21 protein-coding genes are annotated in these 21,611 nt (G+C 71.7%); 9 read left to right on the forward strand and 12 right to left on the reverse strand.

Translation table 11 applies throughout. The features are described 5' to 3' along the window. The first annotated feature begins 1 nt into the window (after position 1). Both ACFZDK_RS06635 and ACFZDK_RS06640 read left to right on the forward strand, forming a co-directional pair. Positions 2–1,207: an MAB_1171c family putative transporter gene (locus ACFZDK_RS06635; RefSeq protein ID WP_390970412.1), complete on the forward strand. Its 1,206-nt coding sequence runs from the start codon at positions 2–4 to the stop codon at positions 1,205–1,207. After that, positions 1,200–2,639 carry an FAD-dependent monooxygenase gene (locus ACFZDK_RS06640; protein ID WP_390970414.1) on the forward strand — a complete coding sequence of 480 codons (1,440 nt, stop codon included), beginning with the start codon at positions 1,200–1,202 and terminating at the stop codon, positions 2,637–2,639. The genes ACFZDK_RS06635 and ACFZDK_RS06640 overlap by 8 nt, the downstream gene beginning before the upstream one ends. A 13-nt stretch (positions 2,640–2,652) precedes the next feature. Here the strand turns inward: ACFZDK_RS06640 and ACFZDK_RS06645 are convergent, their stop codons facing one another. From ACFZDK_RS06645 to ACFZDK_RS06655, 3 genes are all read right to left on the reverse strand, one after another. Continuing rightward, positions 2,653–3,123 (reverse strand): nuclear transport factor 2 family protein, encoded by a 471-nt coding sequence (locus ACFZDK_RS06645; protein ID WP_390970415.1) that lies wholly within the window; start codon positions 3,121–3,123, stop codon positions 2,653–2,655. An 11-nt stretch (positions 3,124–3,134) separates the two neighbouring features. Continuing rightward, on the reverse strand, positions 3,135–4,214 hold the full coding sequence (locus ACFZDK_RS06650) for an MBL fold metallo-hydrolase (RefSeq protein WP_390970417.1): 1,080 nt from the start codon (positions 4,212–4,214) through the stop codon (positions 3,135–3,137). A 112-nt stretch (positions 4,215–4,326) separates the two neighbouring features. Continuing rightward, the gene (locus tag ACFZDK_RS06655; RefSeq protein ID WP_390970418.1) at positions 4,327–5,640 is read right to left on the reverse strand and encodes a glycoside hydrolase family 3 N-terminal domain-containing protein; all 1,314 of its coding nucleotides are present in this window, start codon (positions 5,638–5,640) and stop codon (positions 4,327–4,329) included. A gap of 602 nt (positions 5,641–6,242) precedes the next feature. Here ACFZDK_RS06655 and ACFZDK_RS06660 point away from each other — a divergent pair. Both ACFZDK_RS06660 and ACFZDK_RS06665 read left to right on the forward strand, forming a co-directional pair. Further along, complete coding sequence (locus ACFZDK_RS06660; protein WP_390970420.1) at positions 6,243–7,700, forward strand: aldehyde dehydrogenase family protein; 1,458 nt, start codon at positions 6,243–6,245, stop codon at positions 7,698–7,700. Positions 7,701–7,709: 9 nt separating this feature from the next. Continuing rightward, positions 7,710–7,943 (forward strand): ferredoxin, encoded by a 234-nt coding sequence (locus tag ACFZDK_RS06665; RefSeq protein WP_089101390.1) that lies wholly within the window; start codon positions 7,710–7,712, stop codon positions 7,941–7,943. Here ACFZDK_RS06665 and ACFZDK_RS06670 read toward each other — a convergent pair. Further along, a complete protein-coding gene (locus ACFZDK_RS06670; RefSeq protein WP_390970423.1) occupies positions 7,940–8,566 on the reverse strand; it encodes a 1,4-alpha-glucan branching protein in 627 nt (208 codons plus the stop codon). The two genes, ACFZDK_RS06665 and ACFZDK_RS06670, sit on opposite strands and share 4 nt — an antisense overlap. Positions 8,567–8,682: 116 nt before the next feature. Between ACFZDK_RS06670 and ACFZDK_RS06675 the strand changes: the two genes are divergently transcribed. Beyond that, complete coding sequence (locus ACFZDK_RS06675; protein WP_390970425.1) at positions 8,683–9,546, forward strand: tetratricopeptide repeat protein; 864 nt, start codon at positions 8,683–8,685, stop codon at positions 9,544–9,546. 311 nt (positions 9,547–9,857) lie between these two features. On the opposite strand, the gene ACFZDK_RS06680 is transcribed toward ACFZDK_RS06675, so the two are convergent. Next, on the reverse strand, positions 9,858–10,487 hold the full coding sequence (locus ACFZDK_RS06680; protein WP_355712947.1) for a TetR family transcriptional regulator: 630 nt from the start codon (positions 10,485–10,487) through the stop codon (positions 9,858–9,860). Between the two features lie 219 nt (positions 10,488–10,706). Between ACFZDK_RS06680 and ACFZDK_RS06685 the strand changes: the two genes are divergently transcribed. The 3 genes from ACFZDK_RS06685 to ACFZDK_RS06695 are packed head-to-tail and all read left to right on the forward strand — an operon-like array spanning position 10,707 to position 13,932. Next, on the forward strand, positions 10,707–12,101 hold the full coding sequence (locus ACFZDK_RS06685) for a glycosyltransferase (protein ID WP_390970428.1): 1,395 nt from the start codon (positions 10,707–10,709) through the stop codon (positions 12,099–12,101). After that, positions 12,095–12,865 (forward strand): methyltransferase domain-containing protein, encoded by a 771-nt coding sequence (locus tag ACFZDK_RS06690; RefSeq protein ID WP_390970430.1) that lies wholly within the window; start codon positions 12,095–12,097, stop codon positions 12,863–12,865. Before ACFZDK_RS06685 ends, ACFZDK_RS06690 begins: the two co-directional genes overlap by 7 nt. Further along, on the forward strand, positions 12,862–13,932 hold the full coding sequence (locus tag ACFZDK_RS06695) for a prenyltransferase/squalene oxidase repeat-containing protein (protein WP_390970432.1): 1,071 nt from the start codon (positions 12,862–12,864) through the stop codon (positions 13,930–13,932). The genes ACFZDK_RS06690 and ACFZDK_RS06695 overlap by 4 nt, the downstream gene beginning before the upstream one ends. Before the next feature lie 124 nt (positions 13,933–14,056). On the opposite strand, the gene ACFZDK_RS06700 is transcribed toward ACFZDK_RS06695, so the two are convergent. After that, positions 14,057–14,344 carry a hypothetical protein gene (locus ACFZDK_RS06700; RefSeq protein ID WP_390970434.1) on the reverse strand — a complete coding sequence of 96 codons (288 nt, stop codon included), beginning with the start codon at positions 14,342–14,344 and terminating at the stop codon, positions 14,057–14,059. 135 nt (positions 14,345–14,479) lie between these two features. On the opposite strand from ACFZDK_RS06700, the gene ACFZDK_RS06705 reads away from it, so the two are divergent. Then, positions 14,480–15,043, forward strand: coding sequence for a hypothetical protein (locus ACFZDK_RS06705; protein ID WP_390970436.1), 564 nt, complete (start codon positions 14,480–14,482; stop codon positions 15,041–15,043). 323 nt (positions 15,044–15,366) lie between these two features. Here the strand turns inward: ACFZDK_RS06705 and ACFZDK_RS06710 are convergent, their stop codons facing one another. The 6 genes from ACFZDK_RS06710 to ACFZDK_RS06735 all read right to left on the reverse strand — a co-directional run bounded on the left by ACFZDK_RS06710 (position 15,367) and on the right by ACFZDK_RS06735 (position 21,440). Next, a complete protein-coding gene (locus ACFZDK_RS06710) occupies positions 15,367–15,561 on the reverse strand; it encodes a hypothetical protein (protein ID WP_390970438.1) in 195 nt (64 codons plus the stop codon). A 259-nt stretch (positions 15,562–15,820) separates the two neighbouring features. Next, positions 15,821–16,831 (reverse strand): LLM class F420-dependent oxidoreductase, encoded by a 1,011-nt coding sequence (locus ACFZDK_RS06715; protein WP_390970439.1) that lies wholly within the window; start codon positions 16,829–16,831, stop codon positions 15,821–15,823. 105 nt (positions 16,832–16,936) lie between these two features. Then, positions 16,937–17,746, reverse strand: a complete 810-nt coding sequence (locus ACFZDK_RS06720; protein ID WP_390971579.1) for a hypothetical protein — start codon at positions 17,744–17,746, stop codon at positions 16,937–16,939. A 153-nt stretch (positions 17,747–17,899) separates the two neighbouring features. Beyond that, a complete protein-coding gene (locus ACFZDK_RS06725; RefSeq protein ID WP_390970440.1) occupies positions 17,900–18,811 on the reverse strand; it encodes an N-acetylmuramoyl-L-alanine amidase in 912 nt (303 codons plus the stop codon). A gap of 22 nt (positions 18,812–18,833) precedes the next feature. Further along, a complete protein-coding gene (locus ACFZDK_RS06730; RefSeq protein ID WP_390970442.1) occupies positions 18,834–19,481 on the reverse strand; it encodes a class I SAM-dependent methyltransferase in 648 nt (215 codons plus the stop codon). A gap of 204 nt (positions 19,482–19,685) precedes the next feature. Further along, positions 19,686–21,440 carry an MFS transporter gene (locus tag ACFZDK_RS06735; RefSeq protein WP_390970444.1) on the reverse strand — a complete coding sequence of 585 codons (1,755 nt, stop codon included), beginning with the start codon at positions 21,438–21,440 and terminating at the stop codon, positions 19,686–19,688. Between the last annotated feature and the right edge of the window lie 171 nt (positions 21,441–21,611).

Genomic DNA, 21,611 nt, shown 5'->3' on the forward strand with positions numbered 1-21,611 from the left:
CATGGCGGGCTCCTTCGCCGCCTACGCGATCCCGGCCGTACTGATGGCCGTGGCCTTCGTGATCAAACTGCCGCTGCTCAGACGCGCCTGGCAGGACCCGATCCTGCGGGCCACCGCCCTGCTGCTCGGCATCGGCGCGATCGTCTTCGCCTCGCTCCCGCCGGGCAACCTGCACCGCATCAACGAGCTCACCGGCGTGCCCAACTTCGCCGGTGTCTGGGTCTATTCGCTGCTGACCGCCTACTCCGGCGCCTGCCTCTGGCTGATCATCACCTGGCGCGAACCGCCGTCCGCCGCCCGGCGCCGCAGGACCCGCCTGGTGTGGGCCGCGTACGCCGTGATCATCGTCGGCCTCTGGGTGACCTTCGCCCTCGGCGACCACCACGTGGAACGGCTCCGCGACCTCGACACCTACTACGCCAACACCCCCTGGATGCGCGAGCACACGATGCTCTACCTCCTCGCGCACATGGTGTCGGCCGTGGTCGCCGCGAGCATCCTGTGGGCCTGGTTCCAGGAGATCGCCGACACCTGGCTGCGCCGGGCCGTGGTCTGCCTCCAGGTCGCCTACGCGCTCGGGTTCGTCTTCGACGTCGCCAAGACGGCCGCCGTCGCCGCCCGTTGGACGGGCCACGACTGGGACTACCTCTCCACGTACGTCGCCCCGCCGTTCGCCATCGCCGAGGCGTTCCTGGTCTCGGTCGGCTTCCTCGCCGGCCAGGTCGGCCCGCTCTGCGAGGAACAACGGCGGCTGCGCCGCACCCACCGGCGACTGGAGCCGCTGTGGCGGGCGATGCTGACCGTCGGTGCGGCCCCCGCCCCGGCCACCGGCCGGGTCTCGGGCGCCGAACTCCGGCTGGAACTGCGCCGGGCGGCCATCAACGACGGCCTGCTCAGGCTCGCCTCCCGGCTCAGCGGGGAGCGGCGCGAGCGGGTCCGGCGCCAGGCGACGGCCGAGGGGTACGACGGGTCCGCCGCGCGCGGGATCGCGGCGGCGGTCGACATCCTGGTGGCGGTGGACGCGTCGCGGGCCGTGGGCGACGGCCCGACCACGGTCCAACCCACCCAAGGCCACGACGACGCCCCCACTGATGTCCCTGACAGCGAACTGGAGTCCGTGGCGCACGCGTTGCGGGTCCACGCACCGGTCATAGAAACGTTCCGCCGGCAGGCGGCCGCCACAGAAGGTCTCAGCACCCATGCCTGACATGCCCGACCGAGCAACCGCAGCGGGCCGTCGCACCGCGATCGTCATCGGCGGCAGCACCGCCGGACTGCTCACCGCCTCGGTCCTCGCCACCCGCTTCCACGAGGTCACGGTCGTCGAGGCCGACCGGCTGCCGCAGGGCCCCGAGCACCGCAAGGGCCTGCCGCAGGCCCGGCACGCGCACCTCCTGTGGTCCGGTGGCGTGGCCGCCCTGGAGGACCTGCTCCCGGGCGTCACCGAGGAGTTGGTCGGCCGGGGCGCCGGCCTCGTCGACGTGATGAAGGACCTGGTGAGCAAGGCGCCGACGGGACAGTGGTTCCGGCGGTTCACCGACTCGCGGCACAGCATGATCGTGTGCAGCCGGGACCTGCTGGACGCGGTGGTCCGGGCGGAGGTGCTGGCCAGGCCGAGGGTGACACTGCGGGACGGCACCCGGGTGGCGGGGCTGGTGGGCGACCGGGACCGGGTGTCCGGCATACGTGTCTCCGGCACCGACTCCGATAGCGGCGGTGACGGCGTCCTGCTCGCCGATCTCGTGATCGACGCGAGCGGCCGCGGCTCCCGGACCCCCGAGTGGCTGACGGAACTGGGCCTGCCGCCGGTCACGGAACGCGTCGTGGACGCCGGGCTGGCCTACGCCAGCCGCGTCTACGAGGCCCCGCCCGCCACCGCCGCCCTGCCCCGCTACCCCGTCGTCAACGTCCAGGCCGACCCGCGCAACGCCCCCGGCCGCGGCGGGGTCCTCCTCCCCATCGAGGGCGGCCGCTGGCTGGTCACCGTCTGCGGCACCCGCGGTGGCCAACCGACCGCCGAACCTGCCGAGTTCGAGCACTTCGCGCTCACCGGCCTCAAGGACCCGATCATCGGCCGGCTGATCGCGAACGCCCGGCCGCTGACCGACCCGGTGACCACCCGCAGCACGGCCAACCGCCGCCGCTACTACGAGAACGCCCCCGCCTGGCCGGAGGGGTTCGCGGTGGTCGGTGACGCGGTCGCCGGCTACAACCCGGTCTACGGCCACGGCCTCTCGGTCGCCGCGCAGAGCGCGATCGCGGTCCGCGAGGTGCTCGACCGGCATGACGCGGGTGCGCTGGGCACCGCCCGCCGTATCCAGCGCGCGGTGGCCCGGCCGGTGGGCAACGCGTGGAATCTGGCGGTGGGGCAGGACGCCTACTACCCGGGGGCGGCACCGGAGCCGCCGACGGCCGTGGAACGCCTGCTCACGGCGTACGTCGACAAGGCGGTGGCGGCGGGCTCGGGCAACCCGCGCGCGCTGCACGGGCTGCTCGACGTGATGAGCCTGACGACACCGCCGACGCGGCTGTTCGCGCCCGACATGCTGTGGAACATCTTCTTCGGCGGGCGCAAGGTGCCGTTGGGGGAGGTGCCGCTGTCGGTCGCGGAGCGGGCGGCGGCGGGGTTGGAGAGGTAACCGGGGCGGCGCCTCACCCGCCCGCCCGCGGAGTCGGCCCGCCGAAGGGGAGGACCAGGGACCGGGAGGTCAGCAGCCACCTTCCGTCCTCCCTGCGGAACGTGTCCTCGTACTGGCCGATCTGGACGGGCGGCGCGGCCGGGACCATCCCACCCTCGTACCCGTCGACGCGGTACGTCTGGAAGTACGAGGTGGCCGTCGCCGTGTCCGGACCGGTGACCGTGACCAGGATGTTGGACATGATCCGGCGGGAGAGGCGCCCCGCCGGGCGGGAGCCGAAGTACGCGGCGAGCGCCTCCCGCCCCTCCGCCCGCCGTCCGTCGCCGGGCGGGGGCCACTCCCACCGGCCGTCCTCCGTGAACAACTCGGCGACGGAGGACGGTTCGCCGAGATCCAGGCGGTGGACGAAGTCGATGACGAGACGCTCGCAGGCGCGCTCGGCGAGCAGTCGCTCCAAGGGGTCCAGTCGCTCCAGAGGGTCCATGAGAGGTGTTTCTACACCACCATGTACGTGACCGGCTCGCTCCCCGCCACCGGTTCCACCCGCCCCAGCTTCACCAGGCGGCGCAGATGCGCCTCCGCCTCCGAGACGGCGATGTTCCGCGATCCGTAGGGGATCTGGTCCCAGGGCCGGTTCCACTCCATCCGCACCGCCAACTGCCAGGGCGTGAGCGGCTGTCGGAGCAGGGACAGCAGGTCGGCGAGGCGTTCCTCGTGGTGGGAGAGGAGTTCCCGGACCCGGCCCGGTGCGTCGGCGAAGGTGTGCTGGTGGGCCGGGAGGACCTCGGCGGGGGCGAGACGGCCGATGCGTTCCAGGGAGTCCAGGTAGTCGCCGAGGGGGTCGGTGACGGTCGCGTCGTCGGGGTCCTCGTAGAGGCCGATGTGCGGGGTGATCTCGGGGAGGAGATGGTCACCGGAGAACAGGCGTCCGTGACCGGGGAGCTCGGCCGGGTGGGCCTCCTCCAGGTGCAGGCAGACATGGCCGGGCGTGTGCCCGGGCGTCCAGATCGCGCGCAGCCGGCGGCCGGGGAGGTCGAGCAGCTCGCCGGGGACGATCTCCCGGTCGGGCAGGGCGGGCGCCAGCCCCGCCGGGGTGCTCCGGCGGCGGGGTCCGCCCCGCAGCGGTGCCACGTGCTCCTCGGGCGCCCCGGCGGCCGTCAGCTTCGCCGCCATGTACGTGAACCAGCGTTCGGGCCGGGTCTCCCGCGCCCGCCGTACGATCGCCGCGTCGGCCGCGTGCATCGCGATCCAGGCCCCGGAGGCCTCCCGCACCCGCCCCGACAGCCCGTGGTGGTCCGGGTGGTGGTGGGTGATGACGACGCCGTGCACCTCACCGACCCCGACCCCGCACGCGTCCAGCCCCGCCGCCAGCACGTCCCAGGACCCGGGATCGTCCCACCCGGTGTCGACCAGCACCGGTCCGCGGTCGGTGTCGACGACGTACACGAGAGTGTGGCCGAGGGGGTTGTCCGGGATGGGGACCTCGACGGAGCGCACACCCCCGCCGTGGTCGTGCACGGTCACCTCCGGCGGCACCGCGGCCGTCTTGCCCTGCCCGTCCTGACTGTTCGCCATTCCGCCGCCCTCCGCCCCCGCGCCGTCCCACGGCCTCCGCTCACTATAACCAGACCTGATTGAACGTCAGATACAGGGAGACGGAGCTCACTTGAGAACAGCGCGGGCGCGTTCAGGAGCAGAGGTTCACGTGCCGGACGGCCAGGACGTGCCCCGCCGCGTCGATGAGGCGGCTGCGGGCGAGATGTTTGCCGGTCACCGCGTTGGTGATCGCCGTGGCGATGGCGGAGGTCTGGGAGCCGACGTTGCCCCCCAGGTCGAACAGGACCATGTCGGCACCGGAGCGCAGGGCCTGCACCGCGGCGGCGGGGACGCTGAACCCGGCCGCGGAGATCGCCTTGGCGCTGAGCGAGTCGGTGACCACCAGCCCCTTGAAGCCCAGCTTTCCGCGCAGTTCGGAGCTGATGGCGGTGGGCGACAGGCTCGCCGGGTTGGTGCCCAGGCCCGGCACGATGTTGTTGGCGATCATGATGGCCGGGGCGCCGGCCTTGATGGCCGCGGTGAACGGCGGGATCGCCACCTTCTGCAGGGTGGACCAGGGCAGGGTGCGGGCGGGGCCGAAGTCGGAGTTGTAGGTGGAGCCACCGAGGCCCGGGAAGTGCTTGACGACGGGTATCACGCCGCCGGCGCGCATCCCGTTCATGTACGCGACCCCGGCCTTGGAGACCACCGCGGTGTCGCCGCTGAAGGACCGCCATCCGTCGGGGTTGGTCTTGCTGGGGGCCTCGTTGCGGCCGTCGACGTCGACCACCGGCGCGAGGTTCATGTTGACCTGGTTGGCCGCCATCTTGGTGGCGACCTTGGTGACGTTCTGCTGGATCTGCGCCGGGGTCCAGTGCGCGCCCATGTAGGCGGCCCAGGGCAGGGACCCGACCAGGTTCGCCATCCGCTGGATGCCGCCGCCCTCCTCGTCGGTCATCACCAGCAGGCCCAGATGGCCGGGTACGTGGGACTTCAGGGTGGTCAGCCGGGAGCCGAGGTCGGCCGGGGCCTTGCTGCCGAACAGCACCACCCCGCCCGCACCGGCGCTCACCTCGGTGGTGGCGTCGGACACCGAGGTCTCCGGCACCGGGACGGCGATGGTCAGCATGGCCAGCCGGCGGTTCGACCACCCGGCCAGTTTCGTGCTGTTGGTGCACGCGGTGGTGGCCGCGGCGGAGGTGGTGGCAGGGGCGGCGGGGGTGGCGGCGGCCGTCGCGGCGGGATCCGCCCTGAGGGACGACGGCACGGCGGACGAAGGCGCCGGGGACACACCGGGGCCGCTGGAGTGCGGGGCGGCGGCTCTGGGGGCGCCCGTGCCGCAGCCCGCCAGGAGCATCGCCGCCATGACGGCGGCGGTGCTGACTCTGTGCGCGGTCGCGCCCCGGCGGGGGAGTCGCGGAGCTGCGGTCGCGCTGCTGCGGTCACGGTACGACGGGACGATCATCGCCCGGCCTCCTTCCGGAAGGCGCGACGGTACCCGTCGCGCCGAGGGCCGTATGAGCATGGGATGGGCCTTACGAAGCCTGGGATGCGCTCCGGGCCGAAATTGTTCGAAGGTCCACGGTCGGCGTACCACCAGGATCGCGCGTCCCGGAGCCGGCGGGAAACCCGGCAGCCGCCGCCCCGATCGTCCTGCCCCTCCGCCTCCCCTCCGAAGCCGCTGGTCAGAGCCGTTTGCCCGCTGCCCAGGCCTGGCTGCTTCAGTCGCTGAACAAGCCGGAGGCCAGGGCCCGCCGGGCGGTGATCTCGCCGACAGCGGGCCCGCACCGCCTCCAGCGCGGACAGCCGCCGGATCCCGCTCGGCTGGGGGGGGCTTCGACCTGGGCATCCGGCTGCTCACGGAGTCCTCTCCTCTGTCGTGGTCCCGGCGATCGGCACCGCCGGAACTGACCCTGAACGAGGACGAACGACTCCCGGAGCCGGTCTGACGCACCCCTCGCCGGTGGCGGAACCCCAGGTCAGGAACTATTCGGCCGCACCCCTGGCTTCCTTGAACTAGAACTGGTATCAGTTCTGAGACATCGTCAGGAAGGGTGGCGGGGCGCCATGACCGAGTTCCTGGAGTACGGGCAGCTGTTCATCGGCGGGGAGTTGACCGACCCCCTGGGCAAGGACGTCATCGAGGTGATCTCACCGCACAGCGAGGAGGTCTTCGGGCGGGTGCCGCATGCCTCGCGGGAGGACGTGGACCGGGCGGTGGCGGTGGCGCGCCGGGCCTTCGACGAGGGGCCCTGGCCGCGGATGACGCTCGACGAGCGGATCGAGGTCGTCACCCGGATCAAGGACGCGATCGCCGTGCGGCACGAGGAGATCGCCCGGGTGATCTCCTCGGAGAACGGCTCCCCGTACTCCTGGAGCGTCCTCGCCCAGGCGCTCGGCGCGATGATGGTGTGGGACGCGGCGATCAGGGTGGCGCGGGACTTCACCTACGAGGAGACGCGCGACGGGGTGCTCGGGAGGATCCTGGTGCGGCGGGAGCCGGTCGGGGTCGTGGCGGCCGTGGTGCCCTGGAACGTGCCCCAGTTCGTGGCCGCCGCCAAGCTCGCCCCGGCCCTGCTCACCGGCTGCACGGTGGTGCTGAAGCCGTCGCCGGAGTCACCGCTGGACGCGTACATCCTCGGCGAGATCACGAAGGAGGCCGGGCTGCCGGACGGGGTGCTGTCCATCCTTCCGGCGGACCGCGAGGTGAGCGAGTACCTGGTCGCCCACCCCGGTGTCGACAAGATCTCCTTCACCGGGTCCGTCGCGGCCGGCAAGCGCGTGATGGAGGTCGCCGCGAAGAACCTCACCCGGGTGACCCTGGAACTCGGCGGCAAGTCGGCGGCCGTGGTGCTGCCGGACGCCGACGTGGCCACCGCCGTCGCCGGGATCGTGCCGGCGGCCTGGATGAACAACGGCCAGGCGTGCGTGGCGCAGACCCGGATCCTCCTCCCGCGCTCCCGCTACGACGAGTTCGCCGACGCCTTCGCGGCCGCGGCGGGCGCCCTCAAGGTCGGCGACCCGCTCGACCCGGCGACCCAGGTGGGCCCCCTCGTCGCCCGCCGCCAGCAGCAGCGGAACCTGGACTACATCCGGATCGGGCAGGAGGAGGGCGCGAAGATCCTCACCGGCGGCGGCCGTCCCGCAGGTCTGGACAAGGGCTGGTACGTCGAGCCCACCCTCTTCGGCGGCGTCGACAACTCCATGCGGATCGCCCGGGAGGAGATCTTCGGCCCGGTGATCTGCCTCCTCCCCTACGGCGACGAGTCCGAGGCCCTGAAGATCGCGAACGACTCCGACTACGGGCTGAGCGGCAGCGTGTGGACGGCGGACGTGGCGCACGGCATCGAGGTCGCCCGGCAGGTCCGCACGGGGACGTACTCCGTGAACACCTTCAGCCTCGACATGCTCGGCCCGTTCGGCGGTTACAAGAACTCCGGTCTGGGGCGCGAGTTCGGGCCGGAGGGGTACGGCGAGTTCCTCGAACACAAGATGATCCACCTGCCCGCCGGCTGGGAGGGGTGAGGCGCCGCCATGGGTGACCGCTGGCACGTCGAGGTCGACCGGTCGATCTGCATCGGCTCGGCCCAGTGCGTCCACCGCGCCACCGGCTCCTTCCGCCTCGACTCCGCCATGCAGTCCCACCCCGTGGACCCGGAGACGGACGCCAACGGGAAGGTCCTCGACGCGGCCGAGAACTGCCCGGTGGAGGCGATCACGATCACCCTGCTGGGCAGCGGGGAGCCGGTGTTCCCGCCGGAGGACTAGAGGGTCTGCAGGGTCGCGAACAGGGCGTGGGCGCGGCTGCCGTTCGGCTGTTCCCACGGCCCGCTGACATGCCCGACCGCGCCGTCGGGCGGCGTCGAGCCGGGGATCAGCACCCGCTGCAGCCGCAGCACCAGACCGCCGCCCGGCACGGCGAACTCGGTGCTCTCGTCGGTGTCGACGGGGGCGCCGAGACCGGGGACGGGGCCCTGGCCGGCGTAGGAGCGGACGACCTCCCGGTCGGGGGTGTCGGTGAGGCTCTGCGCCTGCGCCTGGACGCGTCCCTCGATCAGCGCGAGCAGCCCGGCGGTCAGCACCGGGTCGTGGCAGCCGTCGTAGGCCCAGCGCCTGCCGAGCACACCGTGCTCCATGGTGCCGACGAGCGCGTGCTCGGCGCCGGCGAGCGGGGCGCCGCGGTAGGTGAGCGGGACGAGATACGCCCCCGAGTCCTCGGTGACCACCATGAACTCGATCCCGACCTCGCCTTCCGGGTCGTCGAGCCGGAAGCCGCCGGCCTTCGTCAACTCCGGTGCGGCGGAGCCGCGGTACCAGGGGCGGGTGGGGAGCCAGCCGGCGAGGAGTTCGACCTTGGTGGGCTTGAGGGTGGTGTGGTGGATGAGTGCCATGGGGAGATTCTGCGGGCGGCCGGGGGCGCCCCGCCAGGTACTTTCCCGCGGGCGGCGGGTCAGCGCGCTCCGAGGTACGCTCCTGCGGTTCCGACGGGCCGACCAGGGTGGGAAACGTGCGCAAGTCCGAGGCCAAGGCGCTGATCAGGGAGGCCTACGAGGCGTGGGACGCCGAGGAGTGGCTGACCGCCGCCGGACTCTTCGAGCGGGTCCTCGCCCACTTCCCGGACGAGGAGCGCAGCGCGGTGTGGTGGTACGACGCCGCGCTCGCCCACAAGTTCCTGCGCGACTGGGCCAAGGCCTACGCCCTGGGCCTGGAGGCCGCCGCCAGGGCGCCGCGCGGGGAGGGCGATCCGGCGTTCTGGAACCTCGGTATCGCGGCCACCGTCCAGGGGGACTGGGCGACGGCCCGGGACGCCTGGAGCGGCTTCGGCATCGAACTCCCGCCGGGGGAGGGCGAGATCGACGGACGGTTCGGGCAGGCCTGTGTCCGGCTGGACACCGGTGGCGAGCGCGAGGTCGTCTGGATCGACCGGCTGTGCCCGACGCGCGGGCGGGTGCGGAACGTGCCCGTCTCGGCCGGGCGGCGGTTCGGCGAGATCGTCGTGCACGACGGCGAGCCCAAGGGGCGCCGGGTGGTCGACGGCCGTGAGTTCCCCGTCTTCGACGAGCTGCTGCTCCTGCGCGCCTCCGAGCTGCCGACGCTGGAGGTGACGGTCGGCGCCGGCGAGGTCGCCGACCTGGAGGCGCTGGTCGGGCTCTTCGTCGAGAACGACTTCGGCGCCGAGCCCGCGAGCAGCATGGAGCTGCTCTGCTCCTGCTGCAGCGAGGGCACCCACGAACAGCTGCGCAAGGCCCACGCCGGGGCTCAGCGGGTGTCCCTGGCGGCCCCGGAGGCGGAGGCCAGGCGGCTGCTGGAGCGGTGGGCGGGGGAGACGGCCGTCGGGCGGAGCTGGAGCGGGCTGGAGGCGGTGGGGTAGCCGCCCGGAGCGGGGCCGATCAGGGCAAAGCGGCACTTATCAGAAAAAGTCCAGAAAATCCACCATTGGGGTGTTGTCTTCCGCCCTGCGCGTTCTATCCTGAAAGCAGCCTACGAGGCGAGTGAGGGAGTCCGAGCGGAGTAGCCGACTCTGGCGTGACGCAGATGCAGAAGCATCCGCCGGTGCCGACGTCGACGGTCGGGCTGAGAGGCCGGAAGGCAGTAGCAAGGCCTGACGGCGACCCCCATTACCTGATCCGGACCATGCCGGCGAAGGGAACCCGTCTCGTAGGTTTTTCCGTGCCCGGTGGCCTACGGCCGTTCGCCCGGCTCCGTCAGGTCGATCAGGCGGCAGACCGTCTCGATGTCTATCTTCACCTGGGCGATGGAGGCGCGGCCCGAGAGCCAGGTGATCAGCGCCGAGTGCCAGGTGTGCTCGATGACGCGGACGGCGGAGAGCTGGGCCGGGGTGGGGTCGGTCAGGCCCATCGCGTCCAGGATGATCACCGTCGTCTGGCGGGAGACCTGGTCCACCTCGGGGGAGACGCTGCGGTCGGCGAAGGTGAGCGCCCGGACCATCGCGTCGGCCAGGTGCGGCTCGCGCTGCAGGGCGCGGAAGGCCCGCATCAGGGTCTCGGCGACCCGCTCGGAGGCCGTGTCGCCCGCCGGGGGCTTCTTGCGCAGCGTGCCGTGCATGTGCTCCAGCTGGTCCTGCATGGTCGCCACCAGCAGGTGCACCTTGGAGGGGAAGTAGCGGTAGAGCGTGCCCAGGGCCACCTGGGAGGACTCGGCCACCTCGCGCATCTGCACGGCGTCGAAACCGCCCCGGCTGGCCAGCTGGGCGCTCGCGTGCAGGATCCGGCGGCGCCGGGCCTCCTGCCGCTCGGTGAGCGGCGGGGTGGCCGATCTGGCGCCGATGTCCACCTTGGCTTCCGCAGGCATGGGTCCCGTCCGTGACAGTCGGTGAGGGCAGCGTTGGGGCGAGTGATCAGACAGCATGGCAGGGGTTCGCGCCGTGGCGCGAATCACCTGATCCACTGCTCACTCCGCTCCTACCTGCCGGTAGATTCAGAGCCTCTTGAACGATCAAGTCTGAAACTTGTTCTAGATTAGCGTCCCGGCGTAATCTCGCGGGAAAGAGCAGGGAGAAGGGGGCCCGGAGTGACCGCTGAGGCCAGGCGGGCGGGTACCAAGGAGGAACCCGCCGCCGACGGCGAGCGACCGCTCGACATCGCGCTCCTCACCTATAAAGGGAACCCGTTCTGCGGCGGCCAGGGTGTCTACGTACGGCACCTGTCGCGCGAGCTGGCCCGCCTCGGCCACCGGGTCGAGGTCATCGGCTCACAGCCGTACCCCGTCCTCGACGAGGGCTGTCCCTCGCTCACCCTCACCGAGCTGCCCAGCCTCGACCTGTACCGCTCCCCGGACCCCTTCCGGACCCCCAGGCGCGGCGAGTACCGGGACTGGGTCGACGCCCTCGAAGTGGCGACCATGTGGACCGGCGGCTTCCCCGAACCGCTGACCTTCTCCCTGCGTGCCCGCCGCCATCTGCGCGCCCGCGCCGGGGAGTTCGACGTCGTCCACGACAACCAGACGCTCGGCTACGGCCTGTTGGGCGACGTCGGCGCACCGCTCGTCACCACCATCCACCACCCCATCACCGTCGACCGGCAGTTGGAGCTGGACGCGGCCGAGGGCTGGCAGCGGCGGTACTCCGTGCGGCGCTGGTACGCCTTCACCCGGATGCAGAAGCGGGTCGCCCGCCGGCTGCCCTCCGTGCTCACCGTCTCCGGCACCTCCCGCCAGGAGATCGTCGACCACCTCGGCGTGCGCGAGGACCGCATCCACGTCGTCCACATCGGCGCCGACACCGATCTCTTCGCGCCGAATCCCGCCGTGCCCCAGGTGCCCGGCCGGATCGTCACCACCTCCAGCGCGGACGTGCCCCTGAAGGGGCTGGTCTTCCTCGTCGAGGCGCTCGCCAAGGTACGGACCGAGTACCCCGCCGCCCACCTCGTCGTCGTCGGCAAGCGGCCCACCGAGGGACCCGTCGCCCAGGCCATGGAGCGCTACGGCCTCGCCGGCGCCGTCGAGTTCGTGAAGGGCATCTCGGACGCCGAACTCGTCGACCTGGTCCGTTCGGCCGAGGTCGCCTGCGTGCCGTCGCTCTACGAGGGCTTCTCGCTGCCCGCCGCCGAGGCCATGGCGACCGGCACCCCGCTGGTCGCCACCACCGGCGGCGCGATCCCCGAGGTCGCCGGGCGCGACGGCGAGACCTGCCTGGCCGTACCGCCGGGCGACGCGGGCGCGCTGGCCGCCGGGCTCGGCCGGCTGCTGGGCGACCCCGAGCTGCGGGCGCGGCTCGGCCGTGCGGGCCGTGAGCGGGTGCTGCGGCACTTCACCTGGGCCCGCGCCGCGGAGGGCACGGTGGCCCGCTACCGCGAGGCGATCGCCGGCCGTACCGGGGAGCGTTCCGCGCCCACGACTCCGGGCCGCCCCGCGGCCACCCCCCTCGCAGACGTCGCTTCCACTCCCGAAAGCAGGGCCACGTGCTGACCGTCGACTTCTCCCGGTTCCCGCTCGCGCCGGGCGACCGCGTCCTGGACCTCGGCTGCGGGGCAGGCCGGCACGCCTTCGAGTGTTACCGGCGCGGCGCCCAGGTCGTGGCCCTCGACCAGAACGCCGACGAGATCCGCGAGGTCGCCAAGTGGTTCGCGGCGATGAAGGAGGCCGGCGAGGCCCCGGCGGGCGCCACCGCGACCGCCATGGAGGGCGACGCCCTCGCCCTGCCGTTCCCCGACGAGTCCTTCGACGTCGTCATCATCTCCGAGGTGATGGAGCACATCCCCGACGACAAGGGCGTGCTCGCCGAGATGGTGCGGGTGCTCAGGCCCGGCGGGCGGATAGCGGTCACCGTGCCGCGCTACGGCCCCGAGAAGGTCTGCTGGGCGCTCTCCGACGCCTACCACGAGGTCGAGGGCGGCCACATCCGCATCTACAAGGCCGACGAACTGGTCGGGAAGATCAAGGAAGCCGGTCTGCGGCCGTACGGCTCCCACCACGCGCACGCGCTGCACTCGCCGTACTGGTGGCTGAAGTGCGCGTTCGGCGTCGACAACGACAAGGCGCTGCCGGTCCGCGCGTACCACAAGCTGCTGGTCTGGGACATCATGAAGAAGCCGCTGGCCACGCGGGTCGCCGAGCAGGCGCTGAACCCGGTGATGGGCAAGAGCTTCGTCGTCTACGCGACCAAGCCGCACCTGCCCGTGGTCTCCGACAAGGCCGACAAGGCCGAGAAGACCGAGGTGGCCGCCAAGTGACCACCCCCCGGACAGAACACCTCGTCCTGCCCGGGGTCCTCACCGCCGAGCAGGCTGCCGCGACCGTCCGCGGCATCCTCGCCGTGCAGCGGGAGGACGGCGCGATCCCGTGGTTCCGGGGGCACCACCTCGACCCCTGGGACCACACCGAGGCCGCGATGGCGCTGGACGCGGCAGGGGAGCACGAGGCCGCCGAGCGGGCGTACACCTGGCTGGCCCGGCACCAGAACGAGGACGGCTCCTGGTACGCGGCCTACGCCGACGGCGCCCACGACGACGTCACCGACCGGGCCCGCGAGTCCAACTTCGTCGCCTACATAGCCGTCGGCGTCTGGCACCACTACCTCTCCACCGGCGACGACACCTTCCTCGACCGGATGTGGCCCGCCGTCTACGCGGCCGTCGAGTGGGTGCTCAGGCTGCAGCAGCCGGGCGGTGAGATCGGCTGGCGCCGCGAGGACGACGGCACGCCCACCGACGACGCGCTGCTGACCGGGAGTTCGTCGGTCCACCACGCGTTGCGCTGTGCGCTCGCCATCGCCGAGCAGCGCGAAGAGGCCCAGCCGGACTGGGAGTTGGCGGTGGGCGCGCTGCGGCACGCGATCCGGCGGCACCCGGAGCGGTTCCTGGACAAGGACCGGTACTCGATGGACTGGTACTACCCGGTGCTGGGCGGGGCGTTGACGGGTGCGGAGGCGGGGGAGCGGATCGCCAAGGACTGGGACCGGTTCGTCGTGCCCGGGTTCGGGGTGCGGTGTGTCGTACCCAATCCGTGGGTGACGGGCGGGGAGTCGGCGGAGCTGGCGCTGGCGCTGTGGGCGGTCGGGGAGTCCGACCGGGCGCTGGAGATCCTTCAGTCCATCCAGCATCTGCGGGACGCGGAGTCGGGGCTGTACTGGACGGGGTACGTGTTCGAGGACGACGCGGTGTGGCCGCGGGAGCTGACCACGTGGACGGCGGGGTCGTTGTTGCTCGCCGTCGCGGCGCTGGGTGGGCATGACGCGACGTGTGCGGTGTTCGGGGGCGAGGAGCTGCCGGGCGGGCTTGAGGTGGATTGCTGCGCCTAGCGGGGTGGGGGGTTCTGTGGTAGGGCGGGTGCGGGTTCGTCGTGGTTGCTCGCGCCCACGCGGCGCAGCCGCATATCGACACAGCTCCGCGCCCCTTGCGGGGCGCTTCACCGTCCGGTGATTTTCAGTGGCGGTGCATTCGGTTGGCGATTGCGTGGCCGATGAACAGGTAGACGACGGCGGCCAGGCCGTAGCCGGCGACTACGCGTGCCCAGGCCTTGTGGAAGGTGAAGAGGTCGTGCGACCAGCCGGCGAGCCAGTCGGCCGCGTTGTGGACGAACTGGACCAGGCTGTTCGCCCGGTTCGCGTCCATCAGGTACATCAGGATCCAGAGGCCCAGGATGAGGGCCATGACGTCGGCTATGACCGCGACGACCCTACCGGCCTGATTGGCACCGCGTTCGGAGGACATACCCTGCGGCTTGCCGCTGAACGGTCCTTGAAACCTTGACCGTGTTCCCCCGAGTGGCGCGGTGCCGCCATCTGGGTGAGGCTGCCGGAGGAAGTACCCGCTCGGGGAGGACACCGAGACACACGGGAGGACCCCGTGCCCGTACCGATACGGCGCCTCGTCGTCGCACTGACCCTCTGCTGTGCCCTGGTCGCCGGCGTCACCGCCTGCGCCGGCAGCACCCGGAGCAAGTCCATCGACAACGCCGCCGCGGCGGCCGCCGTGGCCGACACGCCCAGCCCGAGTACGTCCGCGGAGAAACAGAAGTTCGCCAAGACGCGGTTCGTCGCCAACGCGTCCCTCGCGGCCGGCGCGACCTACCAGTGGATCGTGAAGCCGTGGAAGGCCGGCAAGTTCAAGAAGGGCGCCCACGGCCGCACCTTCGCGCTGATCAAGGCCGGTACCGCGGGCGCCTTCGCCTACAACCGGCTCAAGGCGGCCAAGAAGAACGCCGAGGGCGATCCGCTGCTGGCCAAGGCGATCGCACCGCTGTCCGCCGGCATCGACGCCCTGAAGGACCTGCCGTCCAAGCTCCGCAAGGGCGACGGGAACGCGGCGAACTCCTTCGACGACACCATCAACCAGGTCAAGGAGGCCGGGCAGAGCGCCGGCGCCACGGTCACCAACCAGGTGCCCTCGACCGCTCAGCTCACCCACTAGCTCAACTCGCCCACTGAGAAAGGCCGTTCGGATTCGGCGCCGGTGTGTCGTTCGTCCTGTGTTCGGCCGGAGTTGATGCCTCCGGCGGTGTGTGTGCGAGACGGTCCCCGATAATCCTGCCCTCGGTGAGGCAGGAGTGCAGGTGTCCGACTCCAGACCCCTCACCGCCGGCGAGCCCCGGCTCGGCATAGCCCGAAGACCCCGGCGCCGCTTTCCCCGCCGCGTGCTGCCGGCGCTCCCGCTGGCCCTCGCGGGCCCGCTGTCGCTGCTGCTGCCGGTGGGCGCGCCCCGGCCGTACCAGGACGTCGTCACAACGTCACCACCTACGTCAGACAGAACACCCCCATCACGGTGATCCGGCTGCTCATGGACACCATGCGCAAGGAGGACGTGATCGTGGACGCCGACCTGCTCACCGACCGGCTCGTGCCCAACCGGGCGCTCGGCGAGCGGCTGCGGGAACGGCGCAGCGAGCGGGTGGCGCTGAGCGACGTGATGTCGGAGTTCGTCTGGGTCACCGGCCGCTTCACCGCCCGCAGACTCGGCGACCGCGCCCTGCTGCTGCGGGCCGGCTACGGGGCCGCCCCGGACGAGCCCGCACACGTCAGGATGGTCTGCTCGGTGTCCGAGGTCCGCGAGGAGTTCCGGGACGAGCAGTACTCGGACGGCGTCGAGTTCCAGGCCCGCTGCCTGGGCAAGGTCCGCAGCTGGAACCGCGAGGCACGCGAACCGACCCTGGACCCGCTGGCCGTCTTCCGCGGAACGACCCGTGACCGCCTAGGAGTTGAGCTCGGCCAGCACCCGCAGGGTGTGCGCATCCGGCGCCAGCGCCAGCAGGTCGGTCACCGGGCCCTTGCGCCACAGCTCCAGCCGTTCGGCGATCCGTTCGCGCGGCCCGACCAGCGAGATCTCGTCGGCGAACGCGTCGGGCACCGCCAGCACGGCCTCCTCCCGCCGCCCCGCCAGGAACAGCTCCTGGATCCGCCGTGCCTCCGCCTCGTACCCCATGCGCGCCATCAGGTCGGCGTGGAAATTGCGGGCCGCGTGCCCCATCCCGCCGATGTAGAAGCCGAGCATGGCCTTCACGGGCAGCAGTCCGGCGGCGACGTCGTCGCAGACCTTGACCTGGGCCATGGGCGCGACCAGGAACCCTTCGGGCAGCTCGGCGACCGCCGGGCCGTACACCTCGGGCCGGCTCGGAGCCCAGTACAGCGGCAGCCAGCCGTCGGCGATCCGGACCGTCTGCGCCACGTTCTTCGGCCCCTCGGCGCCGAGCAGGATCGGCAGGTCGGGGCGGAGCGGATGGGTGATCGGCTTCAGCGGCTTGCCGAGACCGGTCCCGTCCGGCCCCCGGTAGGGGTGCGAGTGGAAGCGCCCGTCCGACTCGACCGGCCCCTCCCGCCGCAGCACCTGCCGTACGACGTCCACGTACTCCCGGGTCGCGGTCAGCGGCGACTTCGGGAACGGGCGGCCGTACCAGCCCTCCACCACCTGCGGCCCGGACAGCCCCAGCCCCAGCATCACCCGGCCCCCCGACAGATGGTCCAGGGTCAGCGCGTGCATCGCGGTGGTGGTCGGCGAGCGGGCCGCCATCTGGGCGACGGCCGTACCCAGCCGGATGGTCGACGTCTGCGCGGCGATCCAGGTGAGCGGGGTGAAGGCGTCCGAGCCCCAGGACTCCGCCGTCCACACCGAGTGGTACCCGAGCCGCTCGGCCTCCTTCGCCAGCGGCACATGGTCCGCGGAGGGCCCGCGCCCCCAGTAGCCGAGTGCCAACCCGAGCCGCATGCCAGCCTCCTGACGGTAGATCAGGCCGAAGTCCGGACGGACTGTACGACAACGGCCCCTCACCCGGAAGGGCAAGGGGCCGTAGTCGGTCTTCCTGCGTTCGGCTCAGCCGCGCTGGATTCCGGAGGTGTCCTGCAGGACGCCACGGCGGCCGTCCTGCGTCTGGGCCACCAGGGCGACCCCCCGCTGCTCGACCGCCAAGTACCAGGTGCCGGGCGCCAGTTCGGCGATCGGCGCGGTCGAGCCGTCCTCCGCGAACAGCGGTCGCGCCACCGGGACGGCGAACCAGAACGGCGAGAACTCGGGGGCCGGCGGCTGCTGTGCGGCGGCCGGGGGCTGCTGCTGGCCGAAGGGCTGGCCGGGCTGCGGCTGGGCGCCGTACGGCTGGCCGGGCTGCGGGGCGGCGGCACCCGGGTAGCCGTAGCCGCCGGGCGGCTGGGCGCCGTAGGGCTGCGGGGCCTGCGGCTTGGGGGCCGGGATCAGGGCCGCCTGGAGCGCCGGGACCAGCGGGGTCGCGATCGCGGCCGCGGCCAGGAGCAGCGCGGCGATCAGGCCGAGGATCAGACCGGAGCCGGCGCCGATGCTGACGCCGGCGAAGTTGTCGCTGAACGGGCCCAGCGGGTCGATCGTCGACCAGAACGCGGTCCACAGCGAGAACACGGTGAGGCCGACGCCGATCTGGCCCAGATCGAGCCCGACGAACTTGAGCGGCTGCGGCAGCGCGCGGGCGAGGACGATCAGGACCGCGCCGGCGATGCCGCCGACGTACATGCTCATCACCAGGCCGAGGTTGTCCCAGGCGTTCGGGTTACCGTTGCCAGACGTGTCGAACGTGTCGAGGAACGACGCGATGAACAGCAACACCGCTGCTCCGATCACCACGCCGTCGCCTCTAGTGAGGGAGCGGATATTCACTTCAGGTCCTTCGTAGGTCGTCTCGTCGGCGGAGGAGGCGTCGCGGGGTGTGCCCCACATCCTAGGAATCGCATTGCGGAAATCGTAGGAATCTCAGGAAGGACACTATCGTCCGGACGATCAGGGTGTCCGCCCGGACCTGTCCGCCGATGCCTACCCCCGCAGGAAACTCACGATCCCCTCAGAAATTCCCTGTGCCGCCTTCTGCCGCCAGGCCCCGCTCGTCAGCAGTGCCGCGTCCTTGCTATCGCGCATGTTGCCGCACTCGATGAACACCTTGGGAACCGTTGACAGATTGAGACCGCCGAGATCCTTACGTACGTCGAGACCGGTGCCGTTGCCTACGTAGTTGGACGGAGCGCTGCCGGTGACCTTCGCGAAGTCGCTCTCGATGCGCTCCCCGAGGGTGCGCGAGGAAGCCACGATCGGGCGGGTGTCGGCGGCACCGGAGTGCACGGACGCGGGCAGGATGACATGGAACCCGCGGTCGCCCTCGGGCGCTCCGTCGGCGTGGATGGAGATGGCCGCGTCGGCGTGCGCGTCGTTGCCGATCTCCGCGCGCTTGGTCACACACGGCCCCCAGGCGGGCCGGTCCCCGTCATGGGTCAGCCTCACCGTGGCGCCCTGCTTCTCCAGCAGCGCCCGCAGCCGGTGCGCGACGTCCAGCGTGAACCGGGCCTCGCTGTAACCGGCGTTGGTGGACGTGCCCGTCGTATCGCACTCCTTCCAGTTCGTCCCGATGTTCACCTTCTGGTTGATCTCGGACGTGTGCTGGAAGTTCCCCGGGTTGTGCCCCGGATCGATGACGACGACCTTCCCCTTGAGCGAGGGCACCGCGCTGGGGCTCGGCACCTTCGCGTCGTCGCTGGGCGTCACCCCCGCCGACCGAGGCGTCGCGGCGCCCGCCTGCCCGCCCCCACCACTCCCACCGGGCTTGCCGACCCCCTCGTACACCACCCATCCGAGCAGCGCACCGGGCACCAGCGCGGCGAGACCGACAGCAAGCGGCGCCCGCCGTGACCGGCGCTGCTGCGGGGGATCGAATTCCGGGCCTGTGTACGACACGTCTGCGACTCTAACCGCGCCCTCAGATCCCTGCCCCCGTTCGCCGCAGGACGCGCAGCGAGTCGTGGGCCGAGATCGCGGTGAACGCGCCCGACTCCAGGGCGCGGAGGTAGACGCGGTAAGGGGCCTGCCCGGTGAACTCGTCCTTCGGGTCGGGAAAGACGTCGTGGATCAGCAGCAGCCCGCCTTCGGCCACATGGGGGGCCCAGCCCTCGTAGTCGGCGGTGGCGTGCTCGTCGGTGTGCCCGCCGTCGATGAAGACGAACCCGAGCGGCGAGTTCCAGAGCGCGGCGATCCGCGGCGACCGTCCGACGAGCGCGACGACATGCTCCTCCAGCCCCGCCCTGTGCAGGGTGCGCCGGAAGGTCGGCAACGTGTCCATCAGCCCGATCTCCGGGTCCACCGTCTCCGGATCGTGGTAGTCCCAGCCCGGCTGCTGCTCCTCACTGCCCCGGTGATGGTCCACGGTGAGCGCGGTCACCCCGGCCGCCCGCGCGGCATCCGCCAGCAGCAGCGTGGAACGCCCGCAGTACGTCCCCACCTCAAGCAGCGGCAGCCCCAGCGCCCCGGCCTCGACAGCGGCCGCATGCAACGCCAGCCCCTCGTGCAGGGGCATGAACCCCTTGGCCTTCTCGAACGCGGCGAGAGTCCTGGGCTCGGGCGCTGCCATCGGGGTCCCTTCGGTCGTACGACGTTCCGGCGCCCCATGCTGCCGCACCCCCTGCCGGCGAACCGACAGGGGGTGCGAATGAAACGCCCTCAGGGACAGCGCCCCTTCAGGGGCGCGGGGCTGTATCGATGTGCGGCTCCGCCGCGTGGGCGCGACCAGCCACGACGGCGCCGCACCCGCCAACCGGCAGACCGCGGCACCCCACTAGGCGCTGACCGTCTCCCCAGGCAAGGAGAGATCCAGATCCACAGCCCGCTCATCCCCCGCATGCGTGGCAGACGAAGCCAGCGGCCCATGCCCCACCGCCGTCGCGGCCAGCACATACGCCCCCTCGGCCGGCACCGCGAGCGCATACGCCCCGTCCTCACCGGACAGCGTCGCCCCCGCCTGCCGCCCCCGCCGGTCGATCAGCGTGACCTTCGCGCGAGCCACCGGCGCCCCCTCGGCGGACAGCACCCGCCCACGGAAGCCCCGCAGCACCGACTCGGCGTTGGTCAGCGCAGCGTCCTCCTCGCTGCTGGCACGCAGCTGCGTGTGCTGGGCGGCAGCAGCCTCCGGCACGCTCCGCTTGGGCAGGAACAGCGCGAGCACCAGGCCCACGGCCACCGCACCCGTCGCGATCAGGAAGGAGACCCGGAAGCCGTGCATCGTCGGGATGGCGACACCGCCCACGTGGTTCGCCGTGTTCGCCAGCACCATGCCGATGACGGCGCTGGACACGGACGTACCGATGGACCGCATCAGCGTGTTGAGACCGTTCGCCGCCCCCGTCTCCGACGCCGGGACCGCGCCCACGATGAGCGCCGGCAGGGACGAGTACGCGAGGCCGATGCCCGCGCCGAGGACGACCGCGATGACCAGGCTCTGCCAGGGCGCGCTCATCAGGCCGAGGCCCGCGCCGTAGCCGATCGCGATGATCAGCAGGCCGAGGATGAGGGTGGTCTTGGGGCCGTACTTGGCGGAGAGGCGAGCGTAGACGGGGGCCGTGAACATCATGGTCAGGCCCAGCGGAGCGACCAGCAGACCGGCCACGACCATCGACTGGCCGAGGCCGTAGCCGGTGGCCTTCGGAAGCTGGAGCAGCTGCGGAAGGACCAGCGAGACGACGTAGAAGCTGACGCCGACCATGATCGACGCGAGGTTGGTGAAGAGCACCGCCGGGCGGGCGGTGGTGCGCAGGTCGACCAGCGGGGCCGAGTGGCGCAGTTCGAACACGCCCCACAGCAGCAGGACGACGACCGAGGCGCCGAACAGGCCGAGCGTGGTGCCGGACGACCAGCCCCAGTCGCTGCCCTTGGTGATGGGGAGCAGGAGCAGCACCAGGCCGGTGGACAGGCCCAGCGCGCCGACCACGTCGAAGGAGCCCTCCGCGCGCATCGGGGATTCCGGCACGACCAGGAGGGTCAGGGCTATGGAGAGCACGCCGAGGCCGGCGGCGCCGTAGAACAGGGCGTGCCAGTTCATGTGCTGTGCGACCAGGGCCGCGGCGGGCAGCGCGAGACCGCCGCCGACGCCGATGGAGGAGCTCATCAGGGCCATCGCCGAGCTGAGCTTCTCGCGCGGCAGCATGTCGCGCATCAGGCCGATGCCCAGCGGGATCGCGCCCATGGCGAAGCCCTGCAGGGTGCGGCCCACGATCATCGTGAGCAGTTCGCTGGTGAGCGCGCTGATCAGCGCGCCGACCACCATCACGGCGAGGCTGAGGATGAGCATCCGCCGCTTGCCGTACAGGTCGCCGAGGCGGCCCATGATCGGAGTGGCCACGGCGCCCGACAGGAGTGTCGAGGTCAGGACCCAGGTGGCGTTGCTGGGTTCGGTGCCCAGCAACTGCGGCAGGTCCTTGATGACCGGGACGAGCAGGGTCTGCATCACCGCGACCACGATGCCCGCGAAGGCGAGCACCGGGACCACGGCCCCGCTCGCGCCCCGGGTGGGCTGGTCGGTCGTCGTGTGCGTCATTGAGTGAGGCCTCCCCGATTGGATAAGTGCCCGGTAAACCTCGTATGCACAGGCAACTATTCCGTTGCTTCGAGCTGCTAACGAATCCTTGACCGTCCCATGGGTTTCTGATCTGCCGTCAGGGTCTGGCCTCTTTGTGGAACGTGTTCTAGTCTCACGCGCCATGAGTGC

The organism is Streptomyces sp. NPDC007901, from assembly GCF_042959465.1.
Classification (GTDB): Bacteria; Actinomycetota; Actinomycetes; order Streptomycetales; family Streptomycetaceae; genus Streptomyces.

Bases quoted from the DNA above. Each gene is read 5' to 3' on its own strand.
- ACFZDK_RS06635 (WP_390970412.1), top strand. From the start codon at position 2: ATGGCGGGCTCCTTCGCCGCCTACGCGATCCCGGCCGTACTGATGGCC.
- ACFZDK_RS06640 (WP_390970414.1), top strand. From the start codon at position 1,200: ATGCCTGACATGCCCGACCGAGCAACCGCAGCGGGCCGTCGCACCGCG.
- ACFZDK_RS06645 (WP_390970415.1), bottom strand. From the start codon at position 3,123: ATGGACCCTCTGGAGCGACTGGACCCCTTGGAGCGACTGCTCGCCGAG.
- ACFZDK_RS06650 (WP_390970417.1), bottom strand. From the start codon at position 4,214: ATGGCGAACAGTCAGGACGGGCAGGGCAAGACGGCCGCGGTGCCGCCG.
- ACFZDK_RS06655 (WP_390970418.1), bottom strand. From the start codon at position 5,640: ATGATCGTCCCGTCGTACCGTGACCGCAGCAGCGCGACCGCAGCTCCG.
- ACFZDK_RS06660 (WP_390970420.1), top strand. From the start codon at position 6,243: ATGACCGAGTTCCTGGAGTACGGGCAGCTGTTCATCGGCGGGGAGTTG.
- ACFZDK_RS06665 (WP_089101390.1), top strand. From the start codon at position 7,710: ATGGGTGACCGCTGGCACGTCGAGGTCGACCGGTCGATCTGCATCGGC.
- ACFZDK_RS06670 (WP_390970423.1), bottom strand. From the start codon at position 8,566: ATGGCACTCATCCACCACACCACCCTCAAGCCCACCAAGGTCGAACTC.
- ACFZDK_RS06680 (WP_355712947.1), bottom strand. From the start codon at position 10,487: ATGCCTGCGGAAGCCAAGGTGGACATCGGCGCCAGATCGGCCACCCCG.
- ACFZDK_RS06700 (WP_390970434.1), bottom strand. From the start codon at position 14,344: ATGTCCTCCGAACGCGGTGCCAATCAGGCCGGTAGGGTCGTCGCGGTC.
- ACFZDK_RS06715 (WP_390970439.1), bottom strand. From the start codon at position 16,831: ATGCGGCTCGGGTTGGCACTCGGCTACTGGGGGCGCGGGCCCTCCGCG.
- ACFZDK_RS06730 (WP_390970442.1), bottom strand. From the start codon at position 19,481: ATGGCAGCGCCCGAGCCCAGGACTCTCGCCGCGTTCGAGAAGGCCAAG.
- ACFZDK_RS06735 (WP_390970444.1), bottom strand. From the start codon at position 21,440: ATGACGCACACGACGACCGACCAGCCCACCCGGGGCGCGAGCGGGGCC.